General features: G+C 49.9%; 13 protein-coding genes. All 13 read left to right on the plus strand.

Annotated elements, in window-relative coordinates:
- Positions 1-63: 63 nt before the first annotated feature.
- The 13 genes from fba (at position 64) to GX364_05875 (ending at position 14,979) form a co-directional block, all read left to right on the plus strand.
- Positions 64-993, plus strand: a complete 930-nt coding sequence (gene fba, locus GX364_05815; GenBank protein NLI70358.1) for a class II fructose-1,6-bisphosphate aldolase — start codon at positions 64-66, stop codon at positions 991-993.
- A 492-nt stretch (positions 994-1,485) separates the two neighbouring features.
- Complete coding sequence (locus tag GX364_05820; GenBank protein NLI70359.1) at positions 1,486-1,902, plus strand: hypothetical protein; 417 nt, start codon at positions 1,486-1,488, stop codon at positions 1,900-1,902.
- A gap of 461 nt (positions 1,903-2,363) precedes the next feature.
- A complete protein-coding gene (locus GX364_05825) occupies positions 2,364-4,499 on the plus strand; it encodes an SH3 domain-containing protein (GenBank protein NLI70360.1) in 2,136 nt (711 codons plus the stop codon).
- A gap of 215 nt (positions 4,500-4,714) precedes the next feature.
- Positions 4,715-6,154 carry an aspartate aminotransferase family protein gene (locus GX364_05830; protein NLI70361.1) on the plus strand — a complete coding sequence of 480 codons (1,440 nt, stop codon included), beginning with the start codon at positions 4,715-4,717 and terminating at the stop codon, positions 6,152-6,154.
- 26 nt (positions 6,155-6,180) lie between these two features.
- A complete protein-coding gene (locus tag GX364_05835) occupies positions 6,181-7,209 on the plus strand; it encodes an amidohydrolase family protein (protein NLI70362.1) in 1,029 nt (342 codons plus the stop codon).
- A 238-nt stretch (positions 7,210-7,447) separates the two neighbouring features.
- Positions 7,448-8,452, plus strand: coding sequence for a TRAP transporter substrate-binding protein (locus GX364_05840; GenBank protein ID NLI70363.1), 1,005 nt, complete (start codon positions 7,448-7,450; stop codon positions 8,450-8,452).
- Positions 8,453-8,550: 98 nt separating this feature from the next.
- Positions 8,551-9,042 (plus strand): TRAP transporter small permease, encoded by a 492-nt coding sequence (locus tag GX364_05845; GenBank protein NLI70364.1) that lies wholly within the window; start codon positions 8,551-8,553, stop codon positions 9,040-9,042.
- On the plus strand, positions 9,039-10,346 hold the full coding sequence (locus tag GX364_05850) for a TRAP transporter large permease (protein NLI70365.1): 1,308 nt from the start codon (positions 9,039-9,041) through the stop codon (positions 10,344-10,346). The genes GX364_05845 and GX364_05850 overlap by 4 nt, the downstream gene beginning before the upstream one ends.
- 213 nt (positions 10,347-10,559) lie before the next feature.
- The gene (locus GX364_05855) at positions 10,560-10,745 is read left to right on the plus strand and encodes a hypothetical protein (GenBank protein ID NLI70366.1); all 186 of its coding nucleotides are present in this window, start codon (positions 10,560-10,562) and stop codon (positions 10,743-10,745) included.
- Positions 10,746-10,765: 20 nt separating this feature from the next.
- On the plus strand, positions 10,766-11,008 hold the full coding sequence (locus GX364_05860; GenBank protein ID NLI70367.1) for a spore coat protein: 243 nt from the start codon (positions 10,766-10,768) through the stop codon (positions 11,006-11,008).
- A gap of 234 nt (positions 11,009-11,242) precedes the next feature.
- Positions 11,243-13,348: an acetate--CoA ligase family protein gene (locus GX364_05865; protein ID NLI70368.1), complete on the plus strand. Its 2,106-nt coding sequence runs from the start codon at positions 11,243-11,245 to the stop codon at positions 13,346-13,348.
- Positions 13,349-13,589: 241 nt separating this feature from the next.
- Positions 13,590-14,426, plus strand: a complete 837-nt coding sequence (locus GX364_05870; protein ID NLI70369.1) for an SDR family oxidoreductase — start codon at positions 13,590-13,592, stop codon at positions 14,424-14,426.
- Positions 14,427-14,475: 49 nt separating this feature from the next.
- Entirely contained in the window at positions 14,476-14,979 is a 504-nt protein-coding gene (locus GX364_05875; GenBank protein ID NLI70370.1) for a hypothetical protein, read from the plus strand.
- The last annotated feature ends 64 nt before the right edge of the window (positions 14,980-15,043 follow it).

Below are 15,043 nucleotides of genomic sequence, written 5' to 3' on the forward strand. Positions count from 1 at the left end.
AAATTTGTTGAGAATAAGATTATGATATTCAATGCAAGAAAAAACCACAAGGAGTTGATTTTTTTGCCAATAGTCACTTCAACAGGGATGTTCAAAAGGGCTTATGACGAGGGTTATGCTATCGGGGCTTTCAATGTCAACAACATGGAAATCATCCAGGGCATAACCGAAGCGGCCAAGGAAGTTAACGCACCGCTGATCCTGCAGGTTTCAGCCGGGGCAAGGAAATATGCAAACCATACTTATCTGATGAAACTTATCGAGGCAGCCGAAATAGAAACCGGGCTTCCAATATGCGTCCACCTTGATCATGGTGATTCCTTTGAATTGTGCAAGTCATGTATTGATGGAGGTTTTTCTTCGGTGATGATCGATGGTTCATTTCTCCCATTCGAAGAAAACATCAAATTGACCAGGCAGGTTGTAGATTATGCCCACGAAAAGGGCGTTGTGGTCGAAGGGGAATTGGGGCGTCTGGCTGGCATCGAGGATGCAGTAAACGTTGCGGATGAAGATGCTTCCTTTACGGATCCGGCCGAGGCCGAGGAGTTTGTGGAAAGGACGGGGGTTGATTCTCTGGCCATTGCCATAGGAACCAGCCATGGTGCTTTCAAATTCAAGGGTGAGCCAAGGCTGAGATTCGATATTCTGGAAGATATTCAGAAGAGACTTCCCGGGTACCCGATCGTGCTGCACGGCGCCTCATCGGTGATCCCCGAATTTGTGGATATGATCAACGAATATGGCGGGGATATGCCCGGGGCAAGGGGTGTCCCCGAGGAAATGTTGCGCAAAGCTGCTTCAATGGCTGTCTGCAAGATCAATATCGATTCTGACCTGAGGCTGGCCATGACGGCAACGATCAGAAAACATCACGCCGAAAATCCAAGTCACTTCGATCCGAGGCAATATCTTGGCCCTGCCAGGGCTGCCATCAAGGAACTGGTGAAACGCAAGATCGTCAACGTCCTGGGTTGTGACGGAAAGGCCTGATCCGGATTCTGTGGCTTCGATGAAAAAATATTGATTTGAAAGCGGAATCTGCATGTGCCAGATTGAACGAACCCTCCCCCGTTTCCGGAAGGCGATGGGGTGAGGGTTTTCTTGTCATTATCACGGAGTTCAATACCAACTGAAGGGCGGCCCCGACATTGGCAAAACCACTCCCTGCATTGCCGCCATCCCGGCCACATCCATTGTCAATACCAATCCCCTCATTCACGGGGCAATGATGATTTTTAGCGTTGCAACATTCTTCATTTTCCGGGCGATGCCTGTTGCCTTTCTGTGAAATCTTCCGGGGGCGGGCTTTTTCAACCGCAGAAGACCCCTGGCCGGTGTTTCCGTTTTGTAAAAGATGATCGTATCTACCCGGCCGGGGTCATCTCTTGCAATGGTTTTTCCAGGAACATCAAGAAACTTGCCGGAAGACAATGGCATGATAAAATTGATATGTCGAATGCAAGCAAACGGGGTTGAGGCAAAATGGGAAAAAAAATGGTTATTCTTTTTATCGGCCTGGTACTGGCGCTGGCAATCAGCCTTGTCGGTTTGAAATATATAGGTTTGCATATTGACAATTTTGACAGGCAGATGGAAGAGATAGCTGTTACCAACATTGATCTTTCCATGCTGGCCGATGGCCGTTACACCGGTGTCGGTAGATTATTTCTGATCTTCGCCCGGGTAGAGGTTACAGTTGAAAATGGCATGATCATGGCCATCGAGATCATGGAACATGGTAACTGTCGATGTGCCGGGGCCGAGGGCATTATCGAACATGTCATTGCAGGCCAGACTCTGAAAGCAGGTACAATTTCAGATGACTCTTACAGCTGCAAGGTCATCCTGAAGGCTATCGTGAATGCTTTGGAGAATGCCGCCAAAGGATCGGCGCGTTGAAAAACCTCTGCATGCCTGCATTCCTTTGAAATCGTTAAGAACCATTAATACGCCATCAGCAAAGATCGGATTCCCCACCTTGAATTTCTCCCCTTCCCCCGTGCATTTTTGAACGGCATCTGCATCAATTTTCGTTTACCCTTCTTCTGGATGGAACCGCCGACATTTACCTGTGCCATTTTTGAACCTGTATTATCATCGGATAGTCCCTATCCTGTTAGTAAACATAACATGTCAACTTGCAGGGCCCCCAAAAACCCTATAGGGGCTGTGATAATGGTTGAGCAAGTCATATCGAGTCGCTATAATTAAGTAAACATAATATTTTGCATGGAAGGTGGTGCAGAGCATTTTATCCGGAAGAGGGGGTGTCGAAGAGAGCATATCCTGGTGGTATTCGAATGGCAAGTAGCGGGAATCGTTGCCATGATCCAATGATAACAAAGTTAGGATGGTTGATTATGAGTAAAAAAATAACGACTTGCGTGATTCTTCTGTTTCTACTGTTATCTTTTTTTACCGGCGGTTTGACGGCGGAGGCTTCCAACTTTCCTGAAGTGTCCGTAACGGCAGATTCACTCAATTTCCGTCTCGGGCCGGGAACCCAGTATTTTTCCATGGAGGCCCTGGCCAGGAATACCAGATTGTCCGTACTGGCTACCGAAAATGGGTGGTTTCTGGTCAGGAAAAATGATGGTTCCACGGGGTGGGTATCTGCCCGGTATACTTCCAATCCTGCAGCTGCCGGGCCGATTTCACTTGCGGGAACAGGAAAAGCAAAGGTTGATGTCAACAGTTTGAATATACGTACCGGTCCTGCTATTTCCTATCCCAGAATTGACAGCCTGGGCCGAGGTACGGAACTCGGGGTACTGGCTGAAGAGAATGGGTGGCTGCTCGTCCGCCTTACATACGGTTCCACCGGATGGGTTTCAAAATCATATGTCAGCGGTTACGATGCGGTCCAATCACCAGATCGGGTTGCGGTAAATGCCAGCGGTTTGAATTTCAGGCTCGGTCCGGGGACACAGTACTGGTCGAAGGAAGTCCTGGGCCGTGGTACGGCACTGACCGTGCTGGCCCGAGAGAATGGGTGGCTTCTTTCCCGCCAGAATGACGGAACTACCGGTTGGGTTTCGGGGCAGTACACTACCAACCCTTCCGCCAGGGGCACCGTTTCTTTGGAAGGTAACGAAACTGTTCGTGTAGCGGCGGCGGATGGGCTGAACATCCGTTTCGGCCCCGGGGTAGAATTTGCAAGATTCGACACCTTACCCCGGAAAACACTGCTGCAGGTGCTGGCAAGGGAGGGAGGCTGGTTGCTGGTACGTCTTCCTTACGGCTCGACCGGCTGGGTATCTGCCCTGTATACGAGCAACGACCAGCCCGGTGGCGGTGACCAGCCCGATCCCGGTGGTGACCAACCCGATCCCGGCGGCGAAGAACCCGATCCCGGCGGCGAACAGCCCGATCCCGGCGGCGAACAGCCCGATCCCGGCGGTGACCAGCCCGGTGGCGGTGATCAGCCCGGCGACCCTCAAGGGATGAAAGTGGTGGGTTACTATTCCTCCTGGTCGGCATACAGCGGTTTTACGCCCAGCAACATAGATGCCTCCAGGCTGACCCATATCAATTATGCTTTTGCCGACATCGGTTGGGATCTCAAGGTAGCCGTGGGTGACCCGGCCGTTGACCCGAGCAATTTCAGCAAACTCAATGCCCTGAAACAGAGGTATCCTCATCTCAAAACGCTGATTTCGGTGGGTGGCTGGACCTGGTCGGGGAAATTTTCCGATATGGCCCTGACCGATGCATCCAGAACCGCATTTGCAGACAGCTGCGTGGATTTTATCCTGAGGTACGGGTTTGATGGTGTGGACCTTGATTGGGAATACCCGGTCGGGGGTGGGATGTATTCAAACGGGAACAGGCCACAGGATAAACAGAATTTCACCCTTCTGCTGAAAAAAATCCGGGAGAAGCTCGATGCCCAGGGTGCACGTGATGGGCGTGATTACCTGCTGACCATCGCTGGCGGAGCCAATACCGCTTATACCAACAACACCGAAATGGGTGTGTTGCATCGCTATCTGGATTTTGCCAACATCATGACCTACGATATCCATGGAAACTGGGATGCTTATACGGATTTCAACGCCCCTCTGTACACCAGCAGCGATTACTCGCCGCAGTACAAGTGGAGTGTGGATGCCGGGGTAAAAGCATGGTTGAATGCCGGTTTCCCGAAGGACAAACTGGTAGTGGGGGTTCCCTTCTACGGGCACAGGTATGACGGGGTTGCCAATTCCAACAATGGCCTGTATCAGCGTTATTCCTCGGGGGGATCTTCCATCGGTTACGACGAGGTAGTGGCTGGCTATCTGCATGCTCCGGGTTACAGGCGCTATTATCATGCTGAATCGATGGTCCCGTGGCTGTTCAACGGTTCCACATTTATCAGCTACGAGGACGAACAGTCGATAAAACTGAAAGCCAACTATATCAGAGATAATGGATTTGCCGGAGCAATGATATGGGAATTGAGTTACGACCCCGACCGTGTTCTGCTGAATTCACTCTATAATGGGCTGAAATAAATCTGTCAGCCCGGTTCGTGCAAAAAGGAAGGGGGACTCTTTGCAGTTCCCCTCTTTTTTTATTCCGGAAACAGGTGGTAAAACGAGGCCGGTTGGTATGCAGAGACAGTGAACCGTGAATTGTGTTTGACATGAAATAGGACCTTGTTTATACTTGAACTTAAGGAATTCGTGTCATTCTCCATCATCAATAACGTAGAAAGGAGCCATGTAAAATGAGCATTCCGCAAAAAGGCAGAAGTAAAGAAGAGATCATGGAAATTTTGAGGCAGTACAAGAAAGATGATGTTGATTGGCGTAGTGGAAAGGTTTTTGCATACGTATTCATGGCCAACCCGGAAGCCGAGGAAGTTGTCAAGGAAGCATATATGGAATTTTTGACGGAAAACGGGCTTGACCCGACTTCTTTTCCCAGCCTGGCTCGCATAGAAAAGGAAGTGGTCAGGGGAGTCATTGACCTTCTCAGAGGTGGCGAGGAGGCTGTTGGTAACATAACATCCGGTGGTACCGAAAGTATCCTGCTGGCCGTCAAGACAGCCCGTGACAGGGCTGCGGCAGAAAAACCTCATATCAAAGCGCCGGAGATGGTTGTTTCTCAGAGTGCCCATAGCTCATTTCACAAGGCAGCACAATACTTCGGGGTCAAACTGGTGATGACCGAATTTGACGATGATTTTCGTGCAGATGTGGATTTGATGCGCCGGGCTATCAACGACAATACCATTCTTCTTGTAGCTTCGGCACCTAGCTATGCGCAGGGGGTAATGGATCCCGTACCCGAAATCGGGCAGCTGGCCCTTGAACACGACTTGCTTTTACATGTGGATGCTTGCATGGGGGGGATCATGCTTTCCTTCATGCGGGACATGGAGGGTTATGATGTTCCGGATTTTGATTTCACGGTACCTGGTGTTACCTCCATATCGGCCGATTTGCACAAATTTGGCTATGCTGCCAAGGGGGCATCGGTTATCGCTTACAGAAACAAAGACATCAGAAAGCATCAGATTTTTGCCACAACTGCAACTTCTGCTTATGCGATGTTCAATACCACGATGCTCAGCAGCAAGACTGGCGGTTCCATGGCAGGCGCCTGGGCAGCCCTCAATTTTTTGGGACGTGATGGCTACCTCGAGGTAACAGATAATGTGATGAAGGGCGTCCGTCGCATGATGGAAGGGATCAATTCTATCGATGGCCTGTATGTTCTTGGCGAACCGATCATGAGTATCTTCTCATTTGCTTCAAAGGACAAGGATATCAATGTCTTTCAGCTGGCCAATTACATGGCCAGAAGGGGTTGGTACTTGCAGCCGCAGTTTTCTAGCAAAAAGAATCCGCTCAACCTTCACATCACGTTGATGAATCACAATGTCCCCCGTGTTGAAGAGTTTCTGAAAGACCTGGCTGAATGTGTGGAAGAAGTCAAGGCAGCAGACGACAAGATCGACAGCGAGGCTGTACGCGAGCAGGTCAAGAACATGTTGGCTGCTTTCGGGGACGATGCCGCCGAGAGATTCATGGAAATGGCGGGTATCGGTGGTGGCGATAGCAATGTTGATGACCTCGGCCTGGTTAGCAGCATCCTTGATGCTCTGCCTCACGAAATTTCCGGGGAATTGCTGGTTGAGTTTGTCAACAATCTATTTGTATAAAAAATGATGAGGGGATGTGGCTGGATGTGAACGAGAAAAGGGTTTTCAAAAATTGGCGCGCACTGGCGGAACTGGATTATTTCGAATTGTTGGATGACGGGCGCCTGGCCCTGGTGGTCCCGGAACTGGATAACCTGATTGATTTCCACACACATCTGGGTTGGACGGTTCTTCTTGCACCCAAGGTCGATGTGTTGAAAGAGACACCGGAGATACTTCATAATTTCGAGGCTGATCTGGAGCTGGACCTCGATGTTTACATGGGGCAGAATTTTCACGATGTTCGTCCCAACTGGGGGGTAGAGGACTATGTCCCCTGCGCTCTTTATCCCTGGAGAGGGGGAAAACATCATACTCATACCATCCCCAACCTGATCAGAGAGATGGATGCCCTCAAGATCGACATCAGTGTCTCGTTGAGCCTGGATATTTTCAACTCCTACAATTCACGCCGATTCGGGCAGGCCATGCGTTTCAATCCCCGGTTGGTTTTTTACTGTTGCGTGCATCCCGGTCACAAGAGGCGGGAAGCGCTGATCGATGAATATCTGGCCCTGGGAGCCCGCGGCATGAAACTGCATCCAGAAATGCAATTGCAGGCGGTCAGCACCCCGCAGATGATCAGCCTCATGAAATTATGGCAGAAGAAATCGGGGGGAATGCCCATTCTGGCCCACAGTGGCTTTAACGGCTTTGAACCCAAGGTGGCCCGTGAACATGCGGATATCAAACATTTTTGGGTTATGGCCGAAACTCTCGATGAAAGCCCCTGCATTCTTGGTCATGCAGCGATGAACTATTATCGTGAGGCAACGGAGATTGCCGAAAAATTTCCGAATGTATATCTGGAAGTGAGCGGACAGCCGAAGAAACATTTGCTGGAGATACTGGATCGGATCGGACCCGATCGTCTTCTGTTTGGAACAGATTGGCCGATCTATCCCCAAGCAATTTCCCTGGCCAAGGTGCTTTTAGCGACGGAAGGCGAGCCGGAGGCGCGGATCAAGATACTTCGCGATAACGCCCGCAAGTTGTTGGACCGATATCAAGAATAGAATGCAAAGACATCCCTGCTTGAACGTAGCCGTTTAAGGGCCCTGTCATATGGACCTGTCTGGCCGATCGACTGATCGGCTTTTTTTTTTAGCAGGAATTGAATCTTGAGTGGCGAATTGTATTGTATCATAAAAAAATGATACGGGTTTCCAGGTTTCTTTTTTTTATTGGAGATCGGATCATGGAAAGAGGGGTGTGGGTGTGAAGAGGAGGAAAATCATAATATTTGTTTCAATAATGTTGGCTTTGTTCACGGTTTGTGGATGCGCCAATGACCGGGTTGGGGATGGCGAAGAGGTTTTTGAATTCAATCTGGCCCATTTCTTTCCGGTTACTCATCCTGCCGAGAAGGTACTGGTGGATAGCTGGATCGACGCCATCCTGGAAGCCACGGATGGTCGGGTGAAGATAACCAGTTATCCCCAGGAGACACTCTGCAAAGCGGATGAAATATATGAGGGGGTTGTTTCCGGGTACGCCGACATCGGTCTTTCCTGCTTTGCCTACACCCGCGGTCGTTTTCCGCTTCTCGAGGCATTTGAACTGCCGGGGGTTGTTTATGAGAGTTCCTGGGCGGCCAGCAAGATTGCCTGGGATGGCATCAGGGAACTTGATCTGGAAGAAGTGCAGGATACAAAGCTTATGATGGTTCTGGCCACGGGATCGGGGGATCTTTTTACCACAAAACCGGTGAACAATCTCGAGGATCTACAGGGGATGAAGATCAGGGCCACCGGCCTGAGTGCCGAAACACTTAAAACACTTGGAGCAGTTCCCGAGGCGATGCCCCAGTCAGATGCCTACGAGGCACTATCACGTGGGCTGGTTCAGGGCAACCTTGCTCCGGTTGAGGTGTTGCAGGGGTGGGGGCATGCGGATGTTACCGATTATCTTACCTTTACCCCATTTCTTTACAATACGCTGTTTTTCATTACCATGAATCTTGAAAAATGGAATGCTCTTCCTGAAGATCTCCAGGAGGCGATCCTGAAAGTAAACGAGCGGATCCACGAAGATCTGGCCTGTAGCTTGTGGGATGAGCAGAATCGGGAAGCCCTGGATTGGGCACGGGACGAAAAGGGGATGGAAATGATCACCCTTGCGGATGCGGAAGCAGCAAGATGGATAGAGGCCGTGGTGCCGATCCAGGAGGATTTTGTGGAACGGATGAGCAAACAGGGTCTTGATGGCCGGACGGTTCTGGACAAAGTCATACAGCTGGCCGGGCAGTACGGGAAGTAACGGAAAACGGTTATCATTCCGTTGTTGCAGCAATACATGGAAAACATATTCAAATATAGATCAAATGCATTGATTCAGTACAGGATGGTGTTCATTTTTTGAAAAGGTTCAAGACAATTGTGTTCAAGGCCAGCCGCCACATCGACATCCTGGCAGGTTTCATATTGGTAGGTGTCGCTGTCCTGATTGTAGCCAATATTGTCCTGCGGCGGGTTGCAAACAGTTCGATTCTGGGGACGTACGAGATGGTCGGTTATCTGACCGCAGCTGCTATAGGGCTTTCCATAGCTTACTGCGCTGTTCAGAAAGGCCATATTTCAGCCAACTTTCTGATTGAACGGCTGCCGCGCCCCGTGCAGCGCATCATCAATATTTTTGTGGATCTTGCCTCCTTTGTATTTTTGAGCATGGCCTCCTGGCATCTGGCCAGATATGCCACGAGCATCGCTCTGAGTGGCCGTGTTTCTCCCACGATCCGGTTTCCCTTCTACCCGTTTGTCTATCTGGTGGCCCTGGGCTTTCTTGCGTTGGCACTGGTGATGCTGGTCAGACTGGCAGAATCCATGGCCGGGGGGGGCAAGGAACCATGAGCCCCTTGTTGACCGGTATCGGTGGAATCATCATATTTTTTGTACTTATTTTCCTTGATATGCCCATTGCCTTTGCCATGGCCATAGTGGGCCTGATCGGGTTTGCCCTGCTGACCAGCCCCTCCGCTGCTCTGGCAATGTTGTCCGCAGATTTGTTTTCAACATTATCATCCTATACCCTGAGCGTGATTCCCATGTTCGTATTGATGGGTTTTTTTGCGTTCTATTCCGGCATAGGTAGCCGCCTTTACAATTTTGCCTACAAAACGGTGGGGCATCTGCCCGGTGGTCTGGCCATTGCCACGCAAGCTACCTGTGCTCTTTTCGGGGCGGTGTGCGGGTCAAACACAGCCACGGCAGCAACCATAGGTGCCATTGCTCTTCCGGAGATGCGCAAATACAATTATGCCCCTGCTCTTTCCACGGCCAGCGTGGCCGCCGGCGGAGCACTTGGTGTTCTGATACCACCCAGTGTGATCTTTATTGTCTACGGCATAGCAACCGAGCAGCCGGTGGGCAGCCTTTTCCTGGCCGGAATAGCGCCGGGAATTTTATTGATGCTGCTTTACATGGCAACCATATACCTCATTGCTTCTCGCAAACGGGAACTGGGGCCGCCGGGCCCACGGTTCAGCAACCGCGAAAGGTTTCAGTCCTTGCGTGGCGGACTCTGGGAAGTACTGATCGTCTTTGCCATTTCCCTGGGGGGGCTCTTCGCGGGATGGTTCACTCCCACGGAAGCCGGGGCAGTGGGCGTGATCGGGGTTTTGCTTGTAGCCCTCCTGCAGCGGCGGCTTTCCTGGAAAGCTTTCAAAGCTGCCCTGGCGGACACGACACGTGCCAGTGCCATGATCATGTTGCTGGTGGCTGCCGCGATTGTTTTCGGGCGTTTTATTGCCCTGAGCCGGATTCCTTTTGAACTTGCCGTATGGGCAGGGGGGATGAAATTGCCCCCTTATGCAGTTATGGGCATCGTCCTCCTCGTCTATCTGGTATTGGGTTGTTTTATCGATGCTCTTGCCCTGGTGTTGTTGACCATACCCATATTTTATCCGGTGGTTGTACAGACCCTCGGTTATGACCCCATATGGTTTGGAGTGGTCATCGTTCTTGTTGTGGCCATGGGTGTGATCACGCCGCCGGTGGGAATGAATGTCTACATTGTCAAGGGAGTGGCCCGGGAAGTTCCTCTGGAGGTGATTTTCAAAGGGATATGGCCCTTTTTGCTGGCTATCATTGTATGCCTGGCCTTGCTTATTGCCTGGCCGCAGATTGCCACCTTTCTACCTTCCCTGATGAGTTGATTTCTTTTTTATCCAACTTCGTTTTGCCCCATCATGCATGCGTTATTTTTCTGCCAGACCGCCCTTATCTGTAGAAAGGAGATTGCTTTTCAAATTTCAGAACAGCAGGGGACATCTGTTTCATTATTTCTTGTAGCCCGATGCATAAACGGTGTGTTTATCGAAAGACTAATAACGGACAGTACAAAAAAAGGAGAAAGGAGGTGCGAGAATTTGCCAGATTTGAACCAGATGGAACTGCAGAATCTCAGGCACCTTATTTTGACTCATGAAACCATCGCACACAAATTGGAGACGTTTGCACAGCAATGCTCCGATCCGCAGATCAAGCAAATGTTTCAACAATCTGCGAATTCGGCCGAGACCACAAAACACAAACTGATGTCTTTCTTGCAGTAAAGAGAAAGGGGTAAAAAAATATGAATGAAAAGGACATGGTGAATGATGTTCTTTCCATGGTTAACAGCACTTTAGGTGATTACGCCTTTGCCATCTCGGAGTCCTCAAATCAGCAGCTGCGGCAGACATTGCAGCAGATCAGGGATGCCGACGAGGACTTTCAGATGCAGCTGGCGCAAGTTGCCGAACAGAAAGGGTATTACATACCGGCCCCCCAGGCCGATATGAATTCCATCCACCATATGCGCCAGATGTTGAGTTAGGATTGTCAAGCCGGGTCAAAAACGGTTTCCAAACCCTCTGCTCGTTTTTTGCAGGGGGTTTTTGGATTGTTTGAAACGAACGTATGCTTTCGGGGGAGGAATAAAGGTTGCAAAAATTGAATTTATACATGATACACAATATTTCAAAAATAGGAAGATTGCTGCCCGGCAACGGGACACGGGGACAGGGCAGTAAAAGCCCGTTTATTTTACCTTGACAGGAGGTTTTATATCATGGATGTACTCTATTATCCGGAATCAATCGTTATCATCGGGCTATCCGCCAAACCGACCAATATTCCCAGGATCACACTGGAAAATTTGCTTCGCTGGGGGTACAGGGGGCGGATATTCGGCATCAATCCCGGGAGTGATGAACTGCACGTGGATGGTATCAAGATGTACCAGGACATAGAGGACCTGCCCGAGGTTCCTGATCTTGCCTTCTGTCTGGTTCCGGCCCGTTATGTCCCCGATATCGTGAATCGCTGCGGTCAATTTGGTATCAAGAGGATGGCTATCTCTTCCGGCGGGTTTTCCGAGTACAGTGTGGAGGGGAAGTCCCTGGCGGATCAGACCATGGCCCATGCTCGCAAACATGGAATCCGTTTTATAGGCCCCAACGGTCTGACCGTGGCCAATACCGATAATGGTCTTTGCCTGCCATTCGTCCCCCTGCACAAAGCACCCCAGGGAGAGATGTCCATCATTTCCCAGAGCGGCGGCATTTCACTGGCCATACTCAATTATCTTCTGGATGAAAATATCGGTCTGGCCAAATTTGCAAGTATGGGCAACAAGCTTGATCTGGATGAAGTTGATTTCCTGGAATATTTCGGTGATGACCCGCGTACCGGTGTGATCTGCCTCTATCTGGAAAGCCTTTCCCGGGGAAGGGAGTTTGTTGAAGTGGCCCGCAGGATTGACAAGCCTGTCGTTGTTTACAAGGGGAATGTCTCCGCGGCGGGTAAAAAAGCTGCCATGAGCCACACGGCGGCGATCAGCAACGATGAGGAGATTATCGATTCGGCTTTCGAGGAAGCCGGCGTTATCCGTGTCCATAACATTCTTGACTTTATCGAGCTTACCAAGGCATTTCGCCTGCCCCCCATGCGTGGAAGGCGAGTCATGGTCATGAGTCCGGCCGGGGGGTTTTCGGTCTTGACTGCGGACCTTTGCGAGAAAGAAGGTTTCGCGTTTGCGGATATGGGTAAAGGGTTTTACAAGAGTCTTGAAAAATTCAGCAATGCCGGAGTGATCAAATTTTCCAATCCCCTGGACATGGGTGACATCTACGATCCGCAACTGATGGCTCATGTGATATATACGGTGATGCACGCCGAACAGGTTGACGGTTCGATGTTCGTTAGTTTGAGACCCCAGATGCCACAGGGAGATGATGTTTTTCGCAAGATGTTTCTGTCAGATCTCTCGAAGGAAACCTGGGGTACAATCCTCTCCGCCGGAAAACCGCTGGGTGTTTGTCTGTTCGGCCCCACGAGAATGATCCAGCAGACCAAACGGTCCGTGGAGTTTCCGGTCTTCAATTCCCCGGAAAAAATGGTGAAGGCATTGGCCCAGCAGATGAAATATTACGAACGAAAGCAGACCCTTGCCGAGCAAGAAATATTGGCCCCTCCACCGGGAATTGATCTACAATCCGCCCGGGCATGGCTTGAGGGGAAAAAAGGGGATTATGGAGAAGAGCTGCTCGATCTCCTGGGCGTATATGGTATACCGGTGGTTGCATCCAGGGTTGCTTCCGACCCGGAAGAGGCGGTCGCCCATGCAGGTGAACTGGGTTATCCTGTAGCCATGAAAGTTATCTCACCCGATGCCTTGCACAAGACGGACGCGGGAGGAGTGGCTCTGGGCATAAATGATCGTTCCGGGGTTGTGGATAACTTCAAATCCATCCGTGACAATTTGCTTGAATACAAACAGGATGCACTTTTTGAAGGGGTGAGGATCCAGAAGATGGCTCCGGATGGGTACGATATGTTTGTGGGTGGTAAACATGACCCTTCCTTCGGCCCGGTGGTTTACTTCGGTTTGGGGGGTATATTCATGGAAATGTTTGCCGATGTGGCCAATATTCTTTGTCCTGCCTCACCGGCCGCTATACTGGCCCGGCTTGAACGCTTGAAAGCTTGCAGAATGCTTGAGGGGCAACGTGGGAAATACCCCGGCGATGTGGACGCATTTGTTGATCTGATCGTGCGGGTTTCCCATCTGTTATGGGAGTGCCCCCGGATACAGGAACTGGATATCAACCCTGTTCGTGTCTTTTTCAATCAGGGTGGATCCATGGCCCTGGATGCCCGCGCTCGCATTGTTTGACACCATTCCACCGTTTGCATCTACCCGAAAAGTGGAAAAACTGTTGAAAAACTGTTATCAAACTGTGGACAAGTGTTTGAAAAACTTCCATTTTTGAATGGACAGCAATTGACAGAAAGTCGATTCATGAAATATAATAATAATGAAGAATTTGTTGCATTTTGCCATGTTTGGCACTTGCATGTACTCTTGTTACCAGTGTTGCCGCAATTTCACAATGCACGGAAAGGAGCCACTGTACATGGAAAAGTTGAAGGGAAAGAAAATCTTGATTACCGGGGCTGCTCTGGGAATTGGCCGTTGCATGGCAAAGCTCTTTGCCAGGGATGGCTGCGAACTTATTTTGACCGATTTGAATGAAACTTCCCTGAAGCAGGCGGTAGAAGAACTGAGCGGGGATGGCGTCAAGGTGCATTCCTACGTTGTAGATGTTTCGAACCGCGAAGAGGTAGAAAAAATGGCCGCAGATGTTATTGAAAACATCGGTAACATTGATATTTTGATCAACAATGCCGGCATAGGACATAGCGGTGAAATCATCGAAACTTCCCTGGAAAAGTGGAAGAAGCTGATGGATGTAAATTTCTGGGGTCCTCTTTATCATATCTATGCCTTCTTGCCATCCATGGTCAAAGCAGGAAAGGGGCATATCGTGAATATGTCATCCGGCCAGGCCTTCTACAGGCTGCCTACCTGGGGGCCATATGCCATCATCAAACTTGCTCTTGGTGGTTTTTCAGAGCTTCTTCGTTTTGAACTGAAGAAGTTCAAACTTAAAGTGACTACAGTGTATCCTTTCATGGTCAACACGGGTTTTTACGATGACGTTGAAGGGGAGACCCTTGGTACAAAATTGTCAATGAAATTGTTGCCGTACTATTCAATGACACCGGAAAAGGTGGCCAGGATAGTTTACAGGGCGGTCAAGAAACAAAAACCTGTGGAGATGGTCTCTGTTATGAACGATATCGGAGCATTTAGCCGTTCATTCGGTCCCCTTTCCAATCTGATAACCGCGGTTTCCCTGGGATTTCTGGGTAAAAACCCGGAGCAGTTGAAAGAAAATCTACTCGGTTGATTTATTTACAAGTATGGCTGAATAAAATTAAAAGAAAGGACTTTTGATTATGAGCAGGATACAGGATTTCAAGGACATGATCAATGAAGGAAGACTGGGGTTCAAAATGGACGAAGTGATGAGCGGGGAGCATCGGTTCGAGCCCGGAATGGGGCCGGATGGGAAATTCCCCCTCGAATTCCGTGTTACGTGGGGGCCTCAAAATGTATTTTCATGGATTGACCCCCGCAACCAGGATTTTCTGACGCAACCCCTTAAAGGCGTCATTACCGTGGGGGAATTATGTCACGATGCTCCGTGCGAGGGGACATTGAAACTCGGTTATTTTGATGAAAACAAGATTCGTTACTCTTTTGAATTCACGGCCAGGGGAAAAGACTATCTGTTCGTCGGTGAGAAAATAAATATAAAACCGTGGAATCTACCGGTTTCCCACACGACCTGTTACGGCACCATCATGGAGAAGGACACCAACGTTCTGATTTCCCGTTCCGTGACCTTTTTCAAGTTGAAGACGGCGCCGGCGTTCCTGGCCAGTTTCCGTCTGGCTTGATCAAGGCACATATTTCTGTCAGGGGCAGGGATGCTGAAGAGCATCCCTGTTTTTTTTGAAACCA

The organism is Bacillota bacterium (assembly GCA_012518215.1).
GTDB lineage: Bacteria > Bacillota > Dethiobacteria > DTU022 > PWGO01 > JAAYSV01.

What these genes read in the sequence shown, in the direction of transcription:
- GX364_05820 (NLI70359.1), top strand. Translation starts at nt 1,486, where the DNA reads ATGGGAAAAAAAATGGTTATTCTTTTTATCGGCCTGGTACTGGCGCTG.
- GX364_05825 (NLI70360.1), top strand. Translation starts at nt 2,364, where the DNA reads ATGAGTAAAAAAATAACGACTTGCGTGATTCTTCTGTTTCTACTGTTA.
- GX364_05830 (NLI70361.1), top strand. Translation starts at nt 4,715, where the DNA reads ATGAGCATTCCGCAAAAAGGCAGAAGTAAAGAAGAGATCATGGAAATT.
- GX364_05875 (NLI70370.1), top strand. Translation starts at nt 14,476, where the DNA reads ATGAGCAGGATACAGGATTTCAAGGACATGATCAATGAAGGAAGACTG.
- GX364_05870 (NLI70369.1), top strand. Translation starts at nt 13,590, where the DNA reads ATGGAAAAGTTGAAGGGAAAGAAAATCTTGATTACCGGGGCTGCTCTG.
- GX364_05865 (NLI70368.1), top strand. Translation starts at nt 11,243, where the DNA reads ATGGATGTACTCTATTATCCGGAATCAATCGTTATCATCGGGCTATCC.
- GX364_05860 (NLI70367.1), top strand. Translation starts at nt 10,766, where the DNA reads ATGAATGAAAAGGACATGGTGAATGATGTTCTTTCCATGGTTAACAGC.
- GX364_05850 (NLI70365.1), top strand. Translation starts at nt 9,039, where the DNA reads ATGAGCCCCTTGTTGACCGGTATCGGTGGAATCATCATATTTTTTGTA.
- GX364_05840 (NLI70363.1), top strand. Translation starts at nt 7,448, where the DNA reads ATGTTGGCTTTGTTCACGGTTTGTGGATGCGCCAATGACCGGGTTGGG.